The organism is Pseudomonas sp. NFX98, from assembly GCF_047784845.1.
GTDB lineage: Bacteria > Pseudomonadota > Gammaproteobacteria > Pseudomonadales > Pseudomonadaceae > Aquipseudomonas.
In genome coordinates, this window is record NZ_JBLNNF010000001.1 from 525,382 (window position 1) to 544,054 (window position 18,673).

Below are 18,673 nucleotides of genomic sequence, written 5' to 3' on the forward strand. Positions count from 1 at the left end.
CCGGGGCGTTTTCATTGGTGGATGCACGTGATCCTCAACTACCCCAACACCCCCAACGCTTTCGCCCGCGCCACCGCCTGCGTACGCCGTTCAACGCCAAGCTTGCTGTTGATATGGCTGGCATGGGTCTTGACCGTGTGCAGGGAGATAAACAGTTGATCGCTGATTTCCTGGTTCGAGCAGCCTTGGGCAATCAGGCGTAGTACCGCCAATTCACGGGTGCTGAGTTGCTCCGCTGGAGCGCATTCCAGCGTCGCACGGGCGGTCACGGTTGGCAGTCTTGCTGAAAGGTCCTGGGAAACAGGCGTCGGCGCGTTGAGTTGAAGCTGTCCGCGCAGCCAGTCCGGATGCTCTGTCAGCAAGCTATCAAACGGCTGCAGCACACCGCCGCCAGCGGCATCCATTGCCTGACTCAGCGCCTTGCGCGCCTCAGGCTCGCGCCCTGTGCCGAGCAACAGCGAAACCTTTTGCGTCAGCGCCATCGCACTGAGCATTTGCCGACCGCTTTGCTGACCGTGTTCGAGCAGTGCATTCAAACGCCCTTCAGCCAGCATGGGTTGCCCTTTGATGACCTCCAGCAACGCTTGTTGCAGTTCGATGTGCAGCGGCAGTTGCGGGTGAAATTCCGGAGGTGCCGCAGCATTCTCGCCGTTATAGGTTTGCCCCAGTCGTGCCAGCCATGCCTCCGCCAGATCGATACGCCCCTGGGCCAGCCAGAGTTCGCATTTGACCAACGTGATCATCGCCAGGTAGTAGATCGGCGGTACGTCCCAGATGTGCATCAGCCGCTCCGCTTCGGCAAGTTCGGCGAAGGCCTTGGCGAATTCACCGCTGCTGCCTTCAAGCCGGGCAATCACGCAATGCCCGATCAACACGCTGATGTCACGACAGGCGCGCGCTTCACTCAAGCCGGCCTGCAAACGCAGCCGTGCCGCTTGCGGCTGCAAACGCAGCGCCAGCAAGAAACCTTCGTACAATGTCAGCCGCGCGCGTACGGCATAGAGTCGCTGCGGTGACAGCCCTTGCAGGCGTTGCAGGCCCTGGCGGACCTCATCCAGCGAACGCAGGATTTCGCCCCGGGCTTGCAACACTCGGGCACGGTCGTAATGTGCCAGCGCTTCGAACAACGGATTGCCGACCCGTTGCGCCAGCTCCAGGGAGTCACGATTCAACCCGCGCGCCCGCCATAAATCGCCATCGGCAATGGCCAGGTTGGACAGCGTCGAGAGGCACATCAATCGCTGGCCGTAACGTTTGCCTGGAAGGCTCTCCAGCGCTTCGGTGCAATAGCGCAGCGTGAGTTCACGATTGCCGCGACCGCGAGCGATGATCCCGCTCAAGGCCAGCCATTGCGCCAGCATCGATTTTTGCGCAGTGGCTGAAGGGGCCGGCAGGAAGCGGCTCAAATGACTGGCCAGCTCCTCGGCGGCGTCCAGTTGACTGGCCAGGCCCAGCGCCCAGCTATAGAGCACGATCAGCCGGGGAGTACTGATCAGCAGGCTGTCGGGCAAGTCCATTTTCCAGCGCAGCAACATGCCGACATTCTGTTCGGCCAGCAGTTGTTCTTCGGAAAGGTTCTGCACCAGGTTCGCCGCGACGTCCAGATGCCCGGCACGCAACGCCTGCTCCACCGCTTCGTCGAGCAGCCCCTGGGCATTGAACCAACGGCAGGCACGCAGGTGCAGACTGGCGGCCGGGACCATCGACTGCGCGCCAGGTCGCGTGCGCAGCAAATCGGAAAAAAGATGATGGTAGCGATACCAGTGGCCATGTTCGTCCAGCGGCACCAGGAACACCTGGTGGGAGGCCAGAAACCGCAGGATCTCGGCACTGTCATGGGCATCACGAACGGCGTCGCACAATTCGCTGCAAAAACGTTCCTGCGGCGCGGTGTCGTAGAGGAAGGCCTGCACTTCGGCGGGCAGGCAGTCGATCACTTCTTCAAGCAAGTAATCACGAATCAACCCTTCCCCGCCATGGAGCGCCTGGGGCAATGCACCTTGGGCACCCGCTTCGGATGCCGCCAGCAACCAGAAACGCAAACCGGCTACCCAGCCTTCACTGCGCTGGATCAGGTTCTCCAGCGCTTCACCGCGCAAGGAACTGCTGTGCCGATCGAGCAGGCTCAAGGCTTCATCGTGAGTCAGGCGCAAGTCCTGTTCATGCAACTCAAGCAGTTGCCGTGACAGGCGCAGCCGCGCCAGATGCCAGTCAGGACGCTGGCGACTGGTGACCATCACCAGCAAACCATCGGGAAGGTGGTTGAGGAAAAATTGCAGGCAGCGATCGAGAACCGGTCCCTGGGCCAGGTGATAGTCATCGAGCACGAGCAACAGCGGCGTCGCTGTCGAGAGGTGTACAGCCAGTTCGTCGAGCAGGCCATCCAGCCACTCTTCGAAGGCGAACGGCTGATGCCGCTGACGCATTTTCAGCAAGCCGAGGGACTGCCTGCCCAGTTGCGGATAAAAGTCTTGAAGGCCTTCGAGCAACCGCTCGAGGAATCGACCCGGGTCGCTGTCCCGTGGACTCAATCCCAGCCACAAGCTTTGCCAATGGGCCGGTAGCGCCTGACAGAACTCCACCGCCAATGAACTTTTGCCGAACCCCGCCGGTGCGCTGACCAACAGCAACCGACCACCGAGCCCCGCACTCAGACGCTCGCAGAGACGCGGCCGCAGCACATGGCCGTCGGGCAATGGCGGTCGAAAAAAACGCCCGTCCAGCGCGGCGACAGCGACGCTTGCAGGACCTGGGGGTGGGGACAGATCAGTCATGGCCGGCTCTTGTTTGAAATGCGGGTGGCGGCGTTGCAGATGTCCGCAGACTAGCTGTAAACGAAGAGGGAATGAAGGTTATTGCTACAAATGGCTACAAAAAGTCTACGAACAAAAAAACGCCCCGAACCAGTCGGGGCGTTTCCAGAGGATGCAGCTCTGCTGAGTCGCTGTTAGCGAACACCATCCTGACGCAACGCCGCCGGGGTGAAGTCGCTGGTGGTGGCAGTGAAGCCGAAGTCATACGCCGACTTCTCTTCGTTCTTCATGCCCAGCGCCAGGTAACGACCCGATTGCAGGTCATACAGGGCTTCGAGGGCGTACCACGGCACTTGCTTGTCGTAGTAGTTCTCGGCATGCGCCTCAGCCACGCGCCACAGTTGACCGCGACCGTCGTAGTGATCGATCACCGCTGCTTGCCAGGTGTCTTCGTCAATGTAGAAGTCACGCTTGGCGTAGATGTGGCGCTGACCTTCCTTCAGGGTTGCAACCACATGCCACACACGACGCAGCTCGTAGCGAGCCAGGTCCTGGTTGATGTGACCGGCCTTGATGATGTCGGCGTACTTGAGCTTCGGATCGTCGAGCTTGTAGGCGTCGGAGCCGATGTACATCTCTTTCTTGCCTTCGAGCTTCCAGTCGTAACGATCCGGTGCACCGTTGAACATGTCCAGGTTGTCGGAAGTACGCAGGCCGTCGGCTGCAGTACCCGGGCCGTCATAGGACACTTGTGGGGCACGACGCACACGACGCTGACCGGCGTTGTAGACCCACGCCGAACGCGGTTCCTTCACCTGGTCGAGGGTTTCGTGCACCAGCAGCACACCACCGGCCAGACGCGCCGGGGCAGTCACTTTCTGCTTGAAGTAGAACAGGATGTTGCCCGGGTTCGCCGGATCGTAGTCCTTCATCTTGTCACGGAACACGAACTGGTCCTGGAAGTACACCAGGCTGAACGAGCCGTTAGGTTGCGGCGTGGCCTGGGTTACCAGACGCGTAACGCTGCCACCGCGATAACGGGTGATGTGGTTCCAGATGACTTCAACGCCGCTTTTCGGAATCGGAAACGGAATGGCGGTTTCGAAGTTTTCCAGGCCGTTGCCGCCGGACACCAGTTTGGTGTCGGTGGCGTTCTTCTTGATGGCGGCGAACACGTCATCCGGCACAGTGGCACCGCGATGGGACGGGTAGACCGGCATCTTGAAGGTTTCCGGGTAGCGCTTGAACATTGCGTACTGACCCGGCGCGAGCTTTTCCTTGTACTGGTCGACGTTCTGCGCGGTGATGGTGAACAGTGGTTTTTCACCTGGGTACGGATCCGACAGGAAGCCTTTGCTGTCGACACTGCCGGCGTTCTTCGGCAGTGGTTTCCAGGCCGGGATCGAACCATCGGCGTTGCCCGCCATTTCAGCGCCCATCGGGGTCAGGCTCTTGCCCAGCTTATCCGCTTCGGCCGCCGGGACCGCCGCCATGACACTGGTCGCCAGCAGCGAAAACCCCAGAACACCGGCGTGGAACAGACTCTTTGTTATTTTCATAATTACGTTCGTCCTGAAAATACAGTGCTTAGAAGTTCACGCCGAAGCTGAGCGCAACGAAGTCGCGATCATCCACGGTGGTGTACTTGCCGTCGAAGAAGTTGGTGTATGCCAGGCTTGCGGTGTAGGTGTTCTGGTACTCGGCATCAAGACCCAGGCTGACCGCTTTGCGACCTTCCTCGAAGTTGCCGCCAGGACCGGGCGAGTAACCTTCAACGTCGTGAGACCAGGCCACGTTAGGCTTGAGGTTCACACCGGCGAACACGTCGTTGTATTCCCAGATGGCACGACCGCGGTAGCCCCAGGAGGTGGCTGTGGTGAAGCCTTCGTCGTTGCAGTTGCGGTTGAGGTTGTTGGTCGGCGTACCAGGGCCGGCACCGGCGATGGTGCTGGTGTTAAGTGCCTGGCAAGTATTCTGTCCGCCGGTAGCTGGCAGCTCACCAGGACCGTAGACCGGGTCACGGCCATAACGAACGTCAGAGGTGCTTTCCAGGCCGCCGACGTGGGTTACGCCCACTTCGCCCACCAGGGTCAGACGGCTGGCGCCCATGACCTGGTCGAAGAAGTGCGTCAGGGTGGTCTGGAACTGGGTCACTTCCTTGCGGCGATAACCGTGCAGATCCGAACCCGGTGGGGCGGAGAGCAGCGAAGCATTGGTCAACGCGCCGCCCAACGGACGTACGCCGGCGAACAGAATGTCGGTGGAGTTGAGCTGCACCGGTGCGTTCGGACGGTAGCTGACTTCACCGCTCCACGCCGTACCGGTAGGCAGGGTGGTGGAGAAGCTCAAGCCGTAGAGGCGGATGTCTTCTGGATACTCGACGAAGTAGCTCGAGTTACCCGCGACGATCAGTGGCGCCAGAGCACGCAACTGTGCCGGCAAGGCTGCAACGCCGGCAAAGGTCGACGCTGGTGCACCGGTGGCGCTGAAGATCGGCGCGCGGCTGTGGTAGTTCATGAAGTAGGCACCGAATTCGGTGTCCAGCGGGTCGAACATGTACTTGAGGGACGCGCCCCACTGGCCGCTGTCGCGCGCATCGCGATCCGGACCACGGCGTACCAGCACACCTTCGTTGTCGACGTCGACGCCCAGTCGGGTCAGCGTAGGCAGTGCCGCGGCCGGAATGGTCGAGCGCTTGTTCAGCACGCGCAGGTTGTTGTCGCAACCGTCGGCAATGATGTCGGGCTGAGAGAAGAACGTGCCGCAGTTGTCGACGACGGTCTGGTCCCATTCCAGTTGATAGAAGGCTTCAGCCGACAGGTTCTCGGTGAGGCTTTGGGACACGTAGAACATGTTGACCGGAATCAGGCCTTCCTTGATCTCGGCACCTGGACGGCGGAACGCGGATACGTCGATCGGGTTGATCGAGTTGATGCCGCTGCCGATGAACGTACTTTCACCCCAGCTCACTACCTGTTTGCCAAGGCGAACCGAACCCGGCTGATCGGCAATGGAGTAATTGTGGTAGACGAAGGCGTCGAGGATCTGGCCGCCGGAGGACTTGGCGCCTTCCTTGCGGTTGCTGTCGCTGATGTCCTTGAACGGACGGCTTTCGTCCTTGAGTTCAAAGTCGTACCAGTATTTGCCACGGACGAAAACACCGGTGTCGCCGTACTTCAACTCAAGGTCATGGATGCCCTTGAAGATTTTCGAGAAGGTGTCGCCGCTCTTGAAGTTCAGGTGACCGTCATCGGAAGTCTGGGACAGGCCTTTGCCACCGTTGTTGACGCCGATGAGGTTCTTGTTGGCGCTTTCAGTTGACCAACTGGCACCGATCGACAGGGACGAGTCGAACTGACCTTCGATTTCACCAACGTTGAAACTGACGCCGAATGCAGGCCCGGCGAGCGTAGAGGCAAGGCTGACGGCCAGAGGCAGTTTTGCCCGGCGCCAGAACTGGTTTACTGATGTCATCGACGCTACTCCATGTGCATTTTATTGTTATGGCAGTGAGCACTTTTAAAAACGCTTGGATGACAGGGAGCCATGGCGTCCCAAAGTCATTCCAAAGTTGCATCGCCCCGGTTTGTGCGTTTGCTCCGTTCTTAAAAATCCTTGAGCGGACTATAGCCAGCAGGCAGTAGTGCTTGATCCCTCTAAAGTGTGATTTGCGCCTGCCAGCCACTCTGGAACAGTCCTTTGCCATGCCGACAACTGTCGGCACGGCAAGAATGGCTCAAAATTCGGATTTGACAAGCCAAGCGCTTGCTTGGTGGGGCTGGCGTGCCATTTCGGGCACGCCAGAAGACGCTCAAAGCGTCGAAAGGAAGGTGCTGTTGGTAGCCTGCCATTCGATGATGTCGACGCGAATTTTCTTCTTGTCGAGCTTGCCGACACTGGTCTTGGGAATTTCAGTAACAAGGGCGATCTGACTCGGGATGGCCCACTTGCTAAGGTGCCCCAGCTCCACGAATGGCTTGAGGTGTTCCTTGAGTTCCCGGGCCCCGATCTCATGGCCTTCACGAAGCACCAGCAAGGCAAACGGCCGCTCGCCCCACTGTGGATCGGCAATGCCCACTACTGCTACTTCGCGTACCGCCACGTGACGACTGATCAGGTCTTCGAGGTCGAGGGAGGAGATCCATTCTCCGCCAGTCTTGATCACGTCCTTGATCCGGTCGCGGATATCGATCACGCCCATGCTGTCGAGGGTCGCCACGTCACCGGTGTGCAACCAGCCCCCGGCCCAGAGCTCGGCCCCCTTCTGCGGTTCGTTGAAATAACCCTCGGTGAGCCACGGCGCGCGCAGCACCAGTTCGCCCTGGGTCTCGCCATCGGCGGGCAGGAAGTTGCCCTCGGTGTCGACGATTGCCGCCTCCACCAACGGCCCGGGCACGCCTGCCTTGATCCGGTAAGTGGTGCGTTCGTCTTCGCTGCCGGCCATCAGCTCATCGTTGAGGTGCGCGCACGATACCAGCGGCCCGGTTTCCGACATGCCGTAAGCGGCGGTCAACTGAATGCCCTTGGCCTTGGCCGCTTCGTACAACGCACGATTGAGCGCACTGCCGCCGATGACGATTTTCCAGCCACCGAAATCGGTGTTTTGCGCACCCTTGGCGTTGAGGACCATTTGCAGGATGGTCGGCACACAGTGAGAAAAGGTGACCTTTTCCTTGCGCCACAGCTCCACCAGGAATTCCGGATCGTAGCGACCGGGATAAACCTGCTTGAGCCCGAGCATGGTCGCCACATACGGCAGACCCCAGGCGTGGACGTGGAACATCGGGGTGATCGGCATGTACACGTCGTTGGTGCCCAGCAGGCGCACGCTGTCGATCGCACCCATGATGGTCGACACGCCCATGGTGTGCAGCACCAGTTGGCGATGGGTGAAGTAAACGCCCTTGGGATTGCCGGTGGTGCCGGTGGTGTAGAACGTGGTCGCGACCGAGTTTTCGTCGAAGTCCTGGAAGTCGTACTGCGTACTTGCCGCCGCCAGCAACTGCTCGTACTCGCCGATCAGGTTCGGCAGGTCAGCGGTTTTCTCCGGCAGGTCGGTCAGCAGCAGGGTTTTCTCGACCGTGGTCAGGTGCCCGGCGATCGCGTTGTACAGGCCCACGAACTCGCTGTTGACCAGCACATAGCGGTCCTCGGCGTGATTCATGGTGTAGAGGATCTGCTCCGGCGACAAACGCACGTTGATGGTGTGGATCACCGCACCGATCATCGGAATGGCGAACATGCATTCCAGATAACGATGACTGTCCCAATCCATCACTGCCACGGTGTCTCCGGGCTTCACTCCAGCCGCCGTCAACACGTTGGCCAGCCGTGCGACCCGCTCGATCAGGGTCGGGTAGCTGTAGCGCAACTGGTCGCGGTACACGATTTCGCGGGTTTTCTCATAACGCGCGCCGGACATGAGCAGCCGTTTGATCAGCAGCGGATACTGGTAAGCGCCTTCGGCTGGGGGAATAACGCGTGTCTGCAACATAAGAATCCCTTTTCTGACTGCACGGTCGTGGCTGAATAAGTACGCACTGTAGTGCCCTTGTTCGCCAGCCAAATCAGCCAAAGGAATGATTTGCAGAGCCGCACAAATGCTAGCGTTGCGCCAGCATTTGCGGGTTATCGAGGATCGTTACGGTCAGTGCATCTCGGTAAACGCGAGCTTCACGCCGATTGCGATCAACACCGCGCCCATGGTCCGGTCGAACCAGTGCCCCATACGGGCAAACCCGGCACGCACGCGCTGCTGGCTGAACAGCATGGCCACCAGGCAGAACCAGATCGCCGTGGCCACCGCCAGGTAAACCCCGTAACCGGCCTGCACAGCGAGCGGCGTGTGCGGATTGATCACCACGGTAAACAGCGACAGGAAGAACAGCGTGGCTTTCGGGTTAAGACCGTTGGTCACAAAACCGGAAGTGAAGGCGCCACGTGCAGTGCGCTCGCCGGCCTCCTTGTGCAGATCGTCAGTCACCGCTTTGGCCGGTTGCGCCCGCAGTGCCTTGAAGCCGATGTACAGCAGATAAGCAGCGGCAGCCCATTTCAAGGCGTTGAACAGTACGATCGACTGCGACACGATCAGGCCGATCCCCAGCAGCGAATACCCCACGTGCAGGAAAATCGCCGTACCGACGCCCAGCGCCGTCCAGGTGCCGGCGCGACGACCGTGGGTTACGCTTTCACGCACCACTACGGCGAAGTCCGGGCCGGGGCTGGCGACGGCCAGCAGGTGGATCAGGGCAACGGTCAAGAACTCGGTCCAGTACATGGGGGCTCCTTTAGGCCAAGCGTAACTATTTATTTCATCTGGTAGGCTCGGCAGATTACGCCTTCAGTTCATTGCACAAAAGGTACAGTTGATGACGAACATTCGCCGCGCCGTTTTCCTCGACCACCCATCCCTGGACCTGGGCGATCTCGACCTCAGCCCGCTACGCGATTGCTTCAGCGATTTACAGCTGTTCGCCCAGACCTTGCCGGATCAGGTCATTGATCACCTCAAGGGCGCCACCGTCGCCATCAGCAATAAAATCCTGATCGATGCCGCCGCGATGGCTGCCAGCCCCGACCTCAAGCTGATCCTGATCACCGCCACCGGCACCAATAACGTCGACCTCGCGGCCGCCCGCGCCCACGGGATTACCGTGTGCAACTGTCAGGGTTACGGCACGCCGTCCGTGGCGCAACACACGATCATGCTGCTGCTCAACCTGGCGACGCGCCTGACCGACTATCAGAAAGCCGTCGGTGAAGGTCGCTGGCAGCAGGCCAAGCAGTTCTGTCTGTTGGACTACCCGATCGTTGAACTGGAAGGCAAAACCCTCGGTCTGCTCGGTCATGGCGAACTGGGCGGCGCGGTCGCGCGACTCGCCGAAGCTTTCGGCATGCGCGTATTGCTGGGCCAGATTCCGGGGCGCCCTGCCCGGCCCGACCGTTTGCCGCTGGCCGAATTGCTGCCGCAAATCGATGCGCTGACCCTGCACTGCCCGCTGAATGAACACACCCGTCACTTCATCGGTGCCCGCGAACTGGCCTCGATGAAACCCGGCGCGTTCGTGGTCAACACGGCCCGCGGCGGCCTGATCGATGAGCAAGCACTGGCCGATGCCTTGCGCAATGGCCACCTCGGCGGCGCTGCGACCGACGTGCTGAGCGTCGAGCCGCCCATCAACGGCAATCCATTGCTGGCCCATGACATCCCGCGCCTGATCGTCACCCCGCACAATGCCTGGGGCAGTCGCGAAGCGCGTCAGCGCATCGTCGGGCAAGTGACCGAAAATGCCCTCGGATACTTCAGCGGTAAGGCACTGCGGGTCGTCAGTTGATAAACTGCGGCACTTTTTTCCACAGGAGCAGTTATGGATCCGCGCAGTGAAGTACTGCTTCGTCAGGCTGAATTATTCCAGGGTTCGGTATTGCTGGCCGGTTTGCCCGCCGACGATTTGCTCGGCCGCCTGCCCGCCGCTCACGGCTGGTGCTGGCATGCCGGTGACCAGGCCGCGCTCGACGTCCGTTTCGCCGAGCGCAGCCATTTTGGCGTGAATGTGCCCGAACAGGCTTTCGAGGCGGCCGTGGTGTTTTTGCCCAAGTCCAAGGACCTGACCGATTACATCCTCAATGCCGTGGCCTCGCGCCTGGAAGGTCGTGAGGTGTTTCTGGTCGGCGAGAAAAAGAGCGGCATCGAAGGCGCGGCCAAGCAACTGATGCCTTTCGGCAAGCCGCGCAAGCTCGACAGCGCGCGGCATTGCCAGCTCTGGCAAGTTACGGTGGCCAACGCCCCCGCTGCCAAATCGCTGGAAAGCCTGGCGCAGGAATATGAACTGCCGCTGACTGAAGGCCCGCTTAAAGTCATCAGCCTGCCGGGTGTGTTCAGCCATGGCCGACTGGATCGCGGCAGCGCGCTGTTGCTGGAACATCTGGACAAACTGCCAAGCGGTCATTTGCTGGACTTCGGTTGCGGCGCGGGTGTGTTGGGCGCGGCGGTCAAGCGGCGTTATCCGCACAATCAGGTGACGTTGCTCGACGTGGATGCATTTGCCGCCGCCAGCAGTCGCCTGACGTTGGCTGCCAACGGTCTGGAAGCTGACGTGATTACTGGCGACGGTATCGATGCCGCCCCTATGGGTTTGAGCGCGATTCTGAGCAACCCACCGTTCCATGTCGGCGTGCATACCGATTATTACGCCACAGAGAACTTGCTGCGAAAAGCAGCCAAACATCTGAAAAACGGCGGCGAACTGCGCTTGGTGGCCAACAGCTTCCTGAAGTATCAACCATTGATCGAAGAGCATCTGGGCGTCTGCGCCATCAAGGCGGAAGGACAGGGTTTCCGAATCTACCGAGCCAAACGCGGCTGAAAATTTGTTCTTGCCGAATGGATTTTGCGTAGGCAGAATCCGCTCCGTCCTAGGGGAGTAGTCTCCCACGAGCGCCATGCTCGTCCGGCATACGTCAACATACTTGGTCCTCAGACCATGGCGTATGCGACCCAAGCGTCCGCATCAGACGGATCGCCAGGGTTTGACAAGACCTATGACACGAACACCTTACCCGGGGCGGGAAGGCTGTACGTGTCATAGCCGTGTCGACCCGCCCCTTAGGAAAACCCCTGATGCTGGATTCATTACTCGTACCCACCGCAATCGTTGCCTTGGCCGAAATCGGCGACAAGACGCAACTGCTCGCGCTCATTCTCGCTGCCCGCTTCCGCAAACCGTGGCCGATCATCGCCGGCATTGTTGCCGCGACCCTGGCCAACCACGCGGCGGCCGGTGCGGTGGGCGCTTGGGTCGGAGGTTTCTTCTCGGATACGTTGCTGCACTGGATCCTCGCGGCGAGCTTCGCAGCGACCGCGTTGTGGACCCTGGTGCCGGACAAGATGGATGACGACGAAGCCAGCACCGCCCGCAAATTCGGGCCGTTCCTGACCACGCTGATCGCGTTCTTCCTCGCGGAAATCGGTGACAAGACGCAAATCGCCACCGTGATGCTGGCCGCGCAATATCCGGAATTGTGGCTGGTGATCATCGGCACCACCGTCGGGATGTTGATCGCCAACGTGCCGGTGGTTCTGGCGGGTAACTTTGCGGCGGACAAATTGCCGTTGACGCTGATTCGTCGCCTGGCGGCGTCTGCGTTCTTCATTCTGGCGATTGTCGCGGTGTACAAGGCGATGCAGGCTAGCGGGTGGGTTTGATACCGCGTCATCGTTCATCGCGAGCAAGCTCGCTCCCACAGGGTTCAGCGTCGAGCACAAAACCAATGTAGGAGCGAGCCTGCTCCGGGCGGCGTTCCGACGATGAGGCCAGCAGCCTCACCGCATGAGATCAGGACTTTTTGGCCTGCTCATACAACGGCATCACCTTCGGAATCGCCGCCTGCAACGCCGCGATCCGACTGGTGGAAGCCGGGTGAGTGCTCATGAACTCCGGTGGCGAACCTTCCGAGGCCTTGGTCATCTTGTTCCACAGGGTGATCGCGGCATTCGGGTTGTAACCGGCGCGGGCGGCCAGCTCCAGACCAATCAGGTCTGCTTCGTTTTCATTGGCGCGACTGTTGGGCAAGGTCATGCCGTAGTTGGCCACGGTATCGGCCAGCGCCAGTGTGTCTTGCCCCAACCCGAACAACGCACCTGCGCCCTGCTTCGCCATTTCCATGCCGTACGCCTTGGACATCGCCTCACGACCGTGTTCACGCAGGGCGTGGGCAATTTCATGGCCCATGACCGCGGCGATTTCATCGTCGGTCAGTTGCAGGCTGTCGATCAACCCGGTGTAGAAAATGATCTTGCCGCCAGGACCGCAGTTGGCATTGAGTTCGTCGCTCTTGATCAGGTTGACTTCCCACTTCCACTGGGCCGCATCCGGACGGAAGTTCGGCGCCTGGGCAATCAGTCGGTCGGCAATCGCCTGCACGCGCTTGGCATCGCTACTGGTCTTGTCCAGCACACCTTTGCTGGACGCCTCGCCCACGGTCTTCTGATAGGACTGGGCATACATCTGGTCGACCTCTTGCGAGGACAACATGCTGAACATGTATTGCTTACGCTCAACCCCCACAGCACCGCCGCTGGTGGTATTGACAGACTGGCAACCGGCGAGCAGCAGAGCTGTGCCCAGCGCACACGAAACCAATGTCTTGTTCATCAAAAAACTCCCTGAAAACTTGACCGTATCCTAGGCGCGGAAAGGTATCGGCGCCAGATACAACGGGATATATGACGCGCATTTCAGACAAAGCTCTCTTCGCCGTAGGAAAAAATTCACAAACCCGCGCAAGCCACGGCGGCCAATCCGCCGGCAATGATTCATTTGCGACATCGAGCTCTCCAAAACAGTCATTTCACCCACACCCGCTCATGCCCCTTCAACCCCCTGCCGATACACCTCCGCAGACGACCTTTTGCGTGCGGAGCACCCATGAAATTCAAATCGATCCAGTTTTCCGTGGCGGCCCTGGCCGGCGCCATCGTTCTAAGTGTCGTGGCGGCCCTGGTCGTGTACGCGCTGTTTTCCGGTGCCCGGACGCAAGACATGGTCCAGGAGCGGACCCAGGCGCAGTTCGAGCAAGTCATCGAACAGCGCCTGACCTCGCTGGCGCAAACCCAGGTCAGCCAGATCCAGCGTGAACTCGAAGCGCCGTTGCTGATTGCCGGCGGCCTGGTGCGGGTCAACGCACTGATCGGCACACCGGGCGCTGATGGCAAAGCTGCGCTGAGCCTCAGCCGTGAGCAATTGATCGGGTTGATCAAGGAAAACGTGGCCAAGAACCCGAAGATCCTCGGCACCTACATCGGTTGGGAAAAAGACGCACTGGATCACAACGATGCGGCCTACGTCGGCACACAGGTCGTGGGCATCGATGCCAGCAACGGTCGCTTCCTGCCGTGGTGGTTTCGCAATGAAGACGGCAGCCTGGGCCTGGACAAACTGGTGGACGTCGACGACCAGAAAACCCTGTCCACCGGCGTGCGCGCCAGCGAGTACTACCTGTGTTCGAAGGAAACCAAAAAATCCTGCGTGATCGATCCGGCGCCCTACAAGGTCGGCGACAAAATCGTCATGCTCGCCTCCTTCATTGAACCGATCATGCTCAACGGCGCCTTCCAGGGCATTGTCGGTGCCGACCTGTCGGTGAACTTCATCCAGGAAATGCTGCTGGGCGCCAACCAGAAACTCTACAGCGGCGCCGGGGAAATGGCCCTGATCGGCGGCAATGGCCGGATCGTTGCCTACACCAAGGACCCGAGCAAATTTGGCGAGAAGGTCAGCGACATCCTCGACAGCAAACAGATTGCCAACATGGCCAATCTCAAGCGCGGCGAAGTCACTTACACCGTCGACAAGGCCCAGGGCCGGATCGAGTTGTACCTGCCGTTCGGCATCGGCCAGACCGATGCGCGCTGGACCCTGATGCTGCAATTGCCGCTGAACGCGGTGATGGCCGACCTGCAAACACTTCAGGCCGACCTGAACGCACAGCGCAAATCCGACACCTTCGGCATGGCGATGGTCGGTCTGGTGATTGCCGGTATCGGCTTGCTGGTGATCTGGCTGGTGGGCCACGGCATTGCCCGTCCGCTGAAGCAGATGGTCGCCATGCTCGATGACATTGCACAGGGCGAAGGCGACCTGACCCGCCGCCTGACCAGTGACCGCGCCGACGAACTCGGTTCAATCGCCAAAGGCTTCAACACCTTCCTTGCCAAGTTGCAGGTGATGATCACCCAAGTGGTGACTTCGGTGCAGAGCGTCAGCGATTCCTCGGAACACACCGCCGACATCGCCATCCGCACCAACACCGGCGTGCACAAGCAAATGGCCGAGATCGATCAGGTAGCCACCGCCGTGCAGGAAATGACCGCCACCGCTCAGGACGTTGCGCGCAACGCAACCCAGGCCGCGCAAGCCGCCAGCCATGCCGACCAGGCTGCCAGCCAGGGCATGGCGATCGTGCGCGACACGTCCAACTCCATCGGTGCTCTCGCGGTGGAAATCGGCCGGGCGGTCGGCGTGGTGCAAACCCTGGCCAAGGACAGCGAAAACATCAACGCGATCCTCACCGCCATTCGCGGGATCGCCGAACAGACCAACCTGCTGGCCTTGAACGCGGCCATCGAAGCGGCCCGCGCCGGTGAACAGGGTCGTGGTTTTGCCGTGGTGGCCGACGAAGTGCGCAATCTGGCGCAGAAAACCCAGAAGGCCACCGAAGAAATCCAGACCATGATTCAACAGCTGCAACAGGGCACGCGGGATGTGGTGCGGGTGATGGAAGACAGCCAGAACCGCACGGACGAAAGCGTGCAGCACGCGGCCAAAGCGGCCGAAGCGCTGGAAACCATCACTCAGGCGGTATCGGTGATCAACGACATGAACACCCAGATCGCCAGCGCTGCCGAGGAACAAAGTGCGGTGGCGGACGACATCAATCGCAACGTGATCAACATCGGGCAAGTGGCCAATGAAGTGGCGGGTGGCGCGGATGAATCGAGCGCCGCCAGTGCGGATTTGACCAAACTGGCTGAGCAGCAGCGGCGGTTGATCAATCAGTTCAAGGTTTAAAAGCAAGATCAAAAGATCGCAGCCTTCGGCAGCTCCTACAGGGTGTACGCCAATCCAATGTAGGAGCTGCCGAAGGCTGCGATCTTTTCGATAACACCACTCAACCCGGAGTCAAACACTCCGGCCCATTGAGCTTCGGATCATTGACCATATTGGCCAGCACCCGCTCGCGCAACGCGGCAGGCTCACTGGCCAGCAACCCTTGCAAGACATGCAGCGGCGTCTCGGGATCGAGCCACGCCGCCTGCCCTGCCTCATCGAGAATCAACGGCCTGCGCTGACTCGCCGCTGGCTGAGTGATCACCGCCGTGCTCAACCACACCTGCTCCTGCACCGGATACGCTTCCCAGATCGCCGCAAAAAACAGTGACGAACCCTCCCCCGGCGTCAGCCAGAATGGGCGCTTGCGCGTGGTGCCACGCCATTCATAGAAACCATTGGCCGGTAACAGGCAGCGGCGTTCGCGCAAGGCTTGGCGAAACATCGGTTGCTCGGCCACGGTTTCGGCGCGGGCATGGGCCGGCGTACGGGACAGATCGGTCAGCCATGGCGGCGTCAGGCCCCAGCGGGCACGGGAGAGCTCACGCTGGCCGTCCGGGCCGGCACGCAGCATCAACACCGAATCATTGGGGGAAATGTTCCACTGCGCCTGCTGATCGGCGGGAAAACCGGGCAGGGTCGCGAAGTCGCGGTTCCAGCGAAACAGGGCATAACGTCCACACATGGGGCAGCACAACTCTTGATCAAACGAACACCAGCCTAACAGACCAGCGTGCCGGGAAAACTCTCCGGTTCATCGCCGGACAGCGGCAGCGCGGCATTGTACGCACTGATCAGCTCACGGGCGTATTCGGCCTGGTCGTTATCCACAGCCAAACCCAGCAAACCGAAAATCGGCAGTTCACCGGTGGCGCCCACCAGATCGCGCCCCACCAGATGCGCCTCTACACCTTCGCTGGCGAGCATGCCTTGCAGCAATTCGCCTTCCATCAGGTTTTCCGGTTCGTAAATGCGCTGCATACACGCTCCTCATTCGTTCTCGCTGAAAACTTCCAGAAACCAATCCTCTCCGTGAACCTGCAACACGAACGTGATTGGCCGGCAACACACCTGACAGTCTTCAATATAGGTCTGATCGCCACCGGACAAGTCCACGGTCGTCTCGACTTCCTCACCACAATACGGACATTCATACTGCGCAGCTTCCAGCATCGCGGTCTCCCAGGTGACTTGTGCGTATAATCGCCGGTCTATTTGCAGGGCTATTTTTGTCTGACTACTTTCAGACCGTACCCCGCCGGTTTTCGATCAGAACCTTTACTTACCCTAGCCGTTTCTAACAAGAGAGCATGATGGGCGAATTCGATGCCATCCGACCTTACGACGACAGCGAAGTCCCAGCGGTGCTGGCCCGGCTGCTCGGCGACAAGGCGTTTCTAGATATCCTCACCCACTTCCGCTTCCCGCGTTTTGCCGGCGCTTTAGGTTGGGCGCTTAAACCCCTTATAGCTCATCGGCTGCGCCGTGAGTTCGCCGGCATCACGTCGGTGGCCACTTTGCAGGACAAGGTCGAGCATTACGTTGACCACACCATCGAACGCGCCACGGACGGAGTCACTTACACCGGCGTGGAACAGTTCAAGTCCGGCAGCGCCTATCTGTTCATCGCCAACCACCGCGACATCGTGATGGACCCGGCCTTCGTCAACTATGCCGTGTACCACGCCGGCCTGCCGACCCCGCGCATCGCCATCGGTGACAACCTGCTGCAAAAGCCCTTCGTCAGCGACCTGATGCGCCTGAACAAGAGCTTCATCGTGCACCGTTCGATCACCGGCCGTCGCGAGAAAATGGCGGCCTATCAACTGCTGTCGGCGTACATCAACCATTCGATCCGCAACGATTGCGCCTCGATCTGGATCGCCCAGGCCGAAGGCCGCGCCAAGGACGGTGACGACCGCACCGAATCGGCGATCCTCAAGATGTTCCACATGAGCCGCAAGGACGAGCCGTTCGGCGAAGTCATCCGTTCGCTGAACCTCACGCCTGTGTCGATCAGCTACGAATACGATCCGTGCGACCAGGCCAAGGCCCGCGAGCTCTTCATCCGCGCCACCACCGGCAGCTACACCAAGGTGCCGGGCGAAGATGACGTGAGCATCGCCAAAGGCATCACCGGCTACAAAGGTCGGGTGCATGTGAACTTTGCCGCGCCGATCACCGAGCTGTTCGAAGACACCAAGCAATTGGCGGTCGAGATGGACAAGCAGATTCTGGGCGGTTATCGCTTGTTCCCGGTGCATTACCTGGCTTACGCACAGTGGAAAGATGCCGATCCACAGTTGGCAGTGCCAAACGCTACAGAGATGTTCCCGGCTGACGAACTGGCCAAGGCCCAAGAACAATGGCAGCAACGCCTGGACGCCTGCCCCGAGGAACATCGCCCGTTCCTCGTGCTGCAATATGCGACGCCGGTGCGCAATCAGTATCGGGTGAAGGCTGGGTTGCCGCTTTAAAACAAGATCAAAAGATCGCAACCTTCGGCAGCTCCTACGCAGGATTGATGTTCACCTGTAGGAGCTGCCGAAGGCTGCGATCTTTTGCTTTGAAAGGGTTCAGACCTGCGTGCTGATCCACGACACCAGCAGCGCCAGCCCCATGCAGGCAAAGCCGAAGCTGTAGAAAAACCGGTTCATGCGCAGCGTGGCCCAATCCAGTGTCGGTTCTTCGCTGGGACGACTCTGGCGCTGAGCCTGGAGGCTGGCCATCGCGCGCTGCTCGCGCCGACGGGTGGCGTGCAGCAGCCAGCCGCCCGGGAAGGCGAAGAGCAAGGCCAGCAGGTTGATCAATTTGGCGGGATGGGCGGTAAACAGCGTCATCAAATGCAGCGACATCACGAACCTCAAACAAAACCGGTGTGGCAGGCGCCAGACCGACGACCGCGGCGCGGATTCTACCGAAAGCCTCTGTGCCTGCACTCCCCTTTGCGACAAATTACCCGGCAAATGACAAATGGCTGTCCGGCGTCACCGCTTCGTCATCTGCATCGGCGACCATGCGCGCCTCGAAACCGACACGGACTGCGTCATGCTCCACGCCGAAAACCAGGATCGCCTTTACCTCATCGCTCACAACGACGAACAACAGACCCTCGTCGGCAGCCTCGCCTTCAATGTTCAGGACCGTCACTGGCTGGTGTATTGCGCACTCGGCGGCCATCAACACGCCGATTTGCCGGAGGCGGATTTGCTGACGGGCGTGAGCGTGCTGGATTTTTACTCGCAAGCTGCGTGATTCCCCACCCCCTGTAGGAGCCGAGCTTGCTCGCGATGGCGGCATGACATTCAACAT

General features: G+C 60.2%; 16 protein-coding genes, 1 pseudogene and 1 riboswitch. Of the genes and pseudogenes, 7 read left to right on the plus strand and 10 right to left on the minus strand.

What is annotated here, in order from left to right; all coding sequences use genetic code 11:
* Positions 1–38: 38 nt before the first annotated feature.
* The 5 genes from ACM110_RS02385 to ACM110_RS02405 all read right to left on the minus strand — a co-directional run bounded on the left by ACM110_RS02385 (position 39) and on the right by ACM110_RS02405 (position 9,030).
* Complete coding sequence (locus tag ACM110_RS02385) at positions 39–2,774, minus strand: LuxR C-terminal-related transcriptional regulator (protein WP_416126383.1); 2,736 nt, start codon at positions 2,772–2,774, stop codon at positions 39–41.
* 173 nt (positions 2,775–2,947) lie between these two features.
* Positions 2,948–4,312 (minus strand): DUF1329 domain-containing protein, encoded by a 1,365-nt coding sequence (locus tag ACM110_RS02390; RefSeq protein ID WP_416126384.1) that lies wholly within the window; start codon positions 4,310–4,312, stop codon positions 2,948–2,950.
* Positions 4,313–4,340: 28 nt separating this feature from the next.
* The gene (locus tag ACM110_RS02395) at positions 4,341–6,227 is read right to left on the minus strand and encodes a DUF1302 domain-containing protein (RefSeq protein WP_416126385.1); all 1,887 of its coding nucleotides are present in this window, start codon (positions 6,225–6,227) and stop codon (positions 4,341–4,343) included.
* A 337-nt stretch (positions 6,228–6,564) separates the two neighbouring features.
* Entirely contained in the window at positions 6,565–8,247 is a 1,683-nt protein-coding gene (locus ACM110_RS02400) for a fatty acid--CoA ligase (RefSeq protein ID WP_338582966.1), read from the minus strand.
* 153 nt (positions 8,248–8,400) lie between these two features.
* A complete protein-coding gene (locus ACM110_RS02405) occupies positions 8,401–9,030 on the minus strand; it encodes a LysE family translocator (RefSeq protein WP_008060238.1) in 630 nt (209 codons plus the stop codon).
* Between the two features lie 91 nt (positions 9,031–9,121).
* On the opposite strand from ACM110_RS02405, the gene ACM110_RS02410 reads away from it, so the two are divergent.
* From ACM110_RS02410 to ACM110_RS02420, 3 genes are all read left to right on the plus strand, one after another.
* Positions 9,122–10,087, plus strand: coding sequence for a 2-hydroxyacid dehydrogenase (locus tag ACM110_RS02410; protein WP_416126386.1), 966 nt, complete (start codon positions 9,122–9,124; stop codon positions 10,085–10,087).
* 33 nt (positions 10,088–10,120) lie between these two features.
* Entirely contained in the window at positions 10,121–11,119 is a 999-nt protein-coding gene (locus tag ACM110_RS02415; protein ID WP_416126387.1) for a methyltransferase, read from the plus strand.
* A 40-nt stretch (positions 11,120–11,159) separates the two neighbouring features.
* Positions 11,160–11,283: riboswitch (yybP-ykoY riboswitch) on the plus strand.
* A gap of 90 nt (positions 11,284–11,373) precedes the next feature.
* Positions 11,374–11,958 carry a TMEM165/GDT1 family protein gene (locus tag ACM110_RS02420; RefSeq protein WP_338582973.1) on the plus strand — a complete coding sequence of 195 codons (585 nt, stop codon included), beginning with the start codon at positions 11,374–11,376 and terminating at the stop codon, positions 11,956–11,958.
* 130 nt (positions 11,959–12,088) lie between these two features.
* Here ACM110_RS02420 and ACM110_RS02425 read toward each other — a convergent pair whose 3' ends face one another.
* On the minus strand, positions 12,089–12,907 hold the full coding sequence (locus ACM110_RS02425; protein ID WP_416126388.1) for a M48 family metallopeptidase: 819 nt from the start codon (positions 12,905–12,907) through the stop codon (positions 12,089–12,091).
* A 1,362-nt stretch (positions 12,908–14,269) separates the two neighbouring features.
* On the opposite strand from ACM110_RS02425, the pseudogene ACM110_RS02430 reads away from it, so the two are divergent.
* Positions 14,270–14,464, plus strand: a pseudogene (locus ACM110_RS02430) (HAMP domain-containing protein); the annotation flags it as partial.
* A 114-nt stretch (positions 14,465–14,578) separates the two neighbouring features.
* Complete coding sequence (locus tag ACM110_RS02435) at positions 14,579–15,322, plus strand: methyl-accepting chemotaxis protein (RefSeq protein ID WP_416126414.1); 744 nt, start codon at positions 14,579–14,581, stop codon at positions 15,320–15,322.
* Positions 15,323–15,422: 100 nt separating this feature from the next.
* Here the strand turns inward: ACM110_RS02435 and ACM110_RS02440 are convergent, their stop codons facing one another.
* The 3 genes from ACM110_RS02440 to ACM110_RS02450 are packed head-to-tail and all read right to left on the minus strand — an operon-like array spanning position 15,423 to position 16,534.
* Positions 15,423–16,046 carry an SOS response-associated peptidase gene (locus tag ACM110_RS02440; RefSeq protein ID WP_416126389.1) on the minus strand — a complete coding sequence of 208 codons (624 nt, stop codon included), beginning with the start codon at positions 16,044–16,046 and terminating at the stop codon, positions 15,423–15,425.
* 35 nt (positions 16,047–16,081) lie between these two features.
* Positions 16,082–16,342: a putative signal transducing protein gene (locus ACM110_RS02445; protein ID WP_416126390.1), complete on the minus strand. Its 261-nt coding sequence runs from the start codon at positions 16,340–16,342 to the stop codon at positions 16,082–16,084.
* 9 nt (positions 16,343–16,351) lie between these two features.
* The gene (locus tag ACM110_RS02450) at positions 16,352–16,534 is read right to left on the minus strand and encodes a CPXCG motif-containing cysteine-rich protein (protein ID WP_416126391.1); all 183 of its coding nucleotides are present in this window, start codon (positions 16,532–16,534) and stop codon (positions 16,352–16,354) included.
* Positions 16,535–16,671: 137 nt separating this feature from the next.
* On the opposite strand from ACM110_RS02450, the gene ACM110_RS02455 reads away from it, so the two are divergent.
* Positions 16,672–17,838: a 1-acyl-sn-glycerol-3-phosphate acyltransferase gene (locus ACM110_RS02455; RefSeq protein ID WP_416126392.1), complete on the plus strand. Its 1,167-nt coding sequence runs from the start codon at positions 16,672–16,674 to the stop codon at positions 17,836–17,838.
* Between the two features lie 99 nt (positions 17,839–17,937).
* On the opposite strand, the gene ACM110_RS02460 is transcribed toward ACM110_RS02455, so the two are convergent.
* Positions 17,938–18,216, minus strand: coding sequence for a hypothetical protein (locus tag ACM110_RS02460; RefSeq protein ID WP_416126393.1), 279 nt, complete (start codon positions 18,214–18,216; stop codon positions 17,938–17,940).
* A 193-nt stretch (positions 18,217–18,409) separates the two neighbouring features.
* On the opposite strand from ACM110_RS02460, the gene ACM110_RS02465 reads away from it, so the two are divergent.
* Positions 18,410–18,616, plus strand: a complete 207-nt coding sequence (locus ACM110_RS02465) for a hypothetical protein (protein ID WP_034149566.1) — start codon at positions 18,410–18,412, stop codon at positions 18,614–18,616.
* Positions 18,617–18,673: the final 57 nt, after the last annotated feature.

What these genes read in the sequence shown, in the direction of transcription:
- ACM110_RS02465 (WP_034149566.1), top strand. Translation starts at nt 18,410, where the DNA reads ATGCTCCACGCCGAAAACCAGGATCGCCTTTACCTCATCGCTCACAAC.
- ACM110_RS02420 (WP_338582973.1), top strand. Translation starts at nt 11,374, where the DNA reads ATGCTGGATTCATTACTCGTACCCACCGCAATCGTTGCCTTGGCCGAA.
- ACM110_RS02425 (WP_416126388.1), bottom strand. Translation starts at nt 12,907, where the DNA reads ATGAACAAGACATTGGTTTCGTGTGCGCTGGGCACAGCTCTGCTGCTC.
- ACM110_RS02415 (WP_416126387.1), top strand. Translation starts at nt 10,121, where the DNA reads ATGGATCCGCGCAGTGAAGTACTGCTTCGTCAGGCTGAATTATTCCAG.
- ACM110_RS02460 (WP_416126393.1), bottom strand. Translation starts at nt 18,216, where the DNA reads ATGTCGCTGCATTTGATGACGCTGTTTACCGCCCATCCCGCCAAATTG.
- ACM110_RS02405 (WP_008060238.1), bottom strand. Translation starts at nt 9,030, where the DNA reads ATGTACTGGACCGAGTTCTTGACCGTTGCCCTGATCCACCTGCTGGCC.
- ACM110_RS02440 (WP_416126389.1), bottom strand. Translation starts at nt 16,046, where the DNA reads ATGTGTGGACGTTATGCCCTGTTTCGCTGGAACCGCGACTTCGCGACC.
- ACM110_RS02410 (WP_416126386.1), top strand. Translation starts at nt 9,122, where the DNA reads ATGACGAACATTCGCCGCGCCGTTTTCCTCGACCACCCATCCCTGGAC.
- ACM110_RS02455 (WP_416126392.1), top strand. Translation starts at nt 16,672, where the DNA reads ATGATGGGCGAATTCGATGCCATCCGACCTTACGACGACAGCGAAGTC.
- ACM110_RS02385 (WP_416126383.1), bottom strand. Translation starts at nt 2,774, where the DNA reads ATGACTGATCTGTCCCCACCCCCAGGTCCTGCAAGCGTCGCTGTCGCC.
- ACM110_RS02390 (WP_416126384.1), bottom strand. Translation starts at nt 4,312, where the DNA reads ATGAAAATAACAAAGAGTCTGTTCCACGCCGGTGTTCTGGGGTTTTCG.
- ACM110_RS02445 (WP_416126390.1), bottom strand. Translation starts at nt 16,342, where the DNA reads ATGCAGCGCATTTACGAACCGGAAAACCTGATGGAAGGCGAATTGCTG.
- ACM110_RS02395 (WP_416126385.1), bottom strand. Translation starts at nt 6,227, where the DNA reads ATGACATCAGTAAACCAGTTCTGGCGCCGGGCAAAACTGCCTCTGGCC.
- ACM110_RS02450 (WP_416126391.1), bottom strand. Translation starts at nt 16,534, where the DNA reads ATGCTGGAAGCTGCGCAGTATGAATGTCCGTATTGTGGTGAGGAAGTC.
- ACM110_RS02435 (WP_416126414.1), top strand. Translation starts at nt 14,579, where the DNA reads ATGGCCGAGATCGATCAGGTAGCCACCGCCGTGCAGGAAATGACCGCC.
- ACM110_RS02400 (WP_338582966.1), bottom strand. Translation starts at nt 8,247, where the DNA reads ATGTTGCAGACACGCGTTATTCCCCCAGCCGAAGGCGCTTACCAGTAT.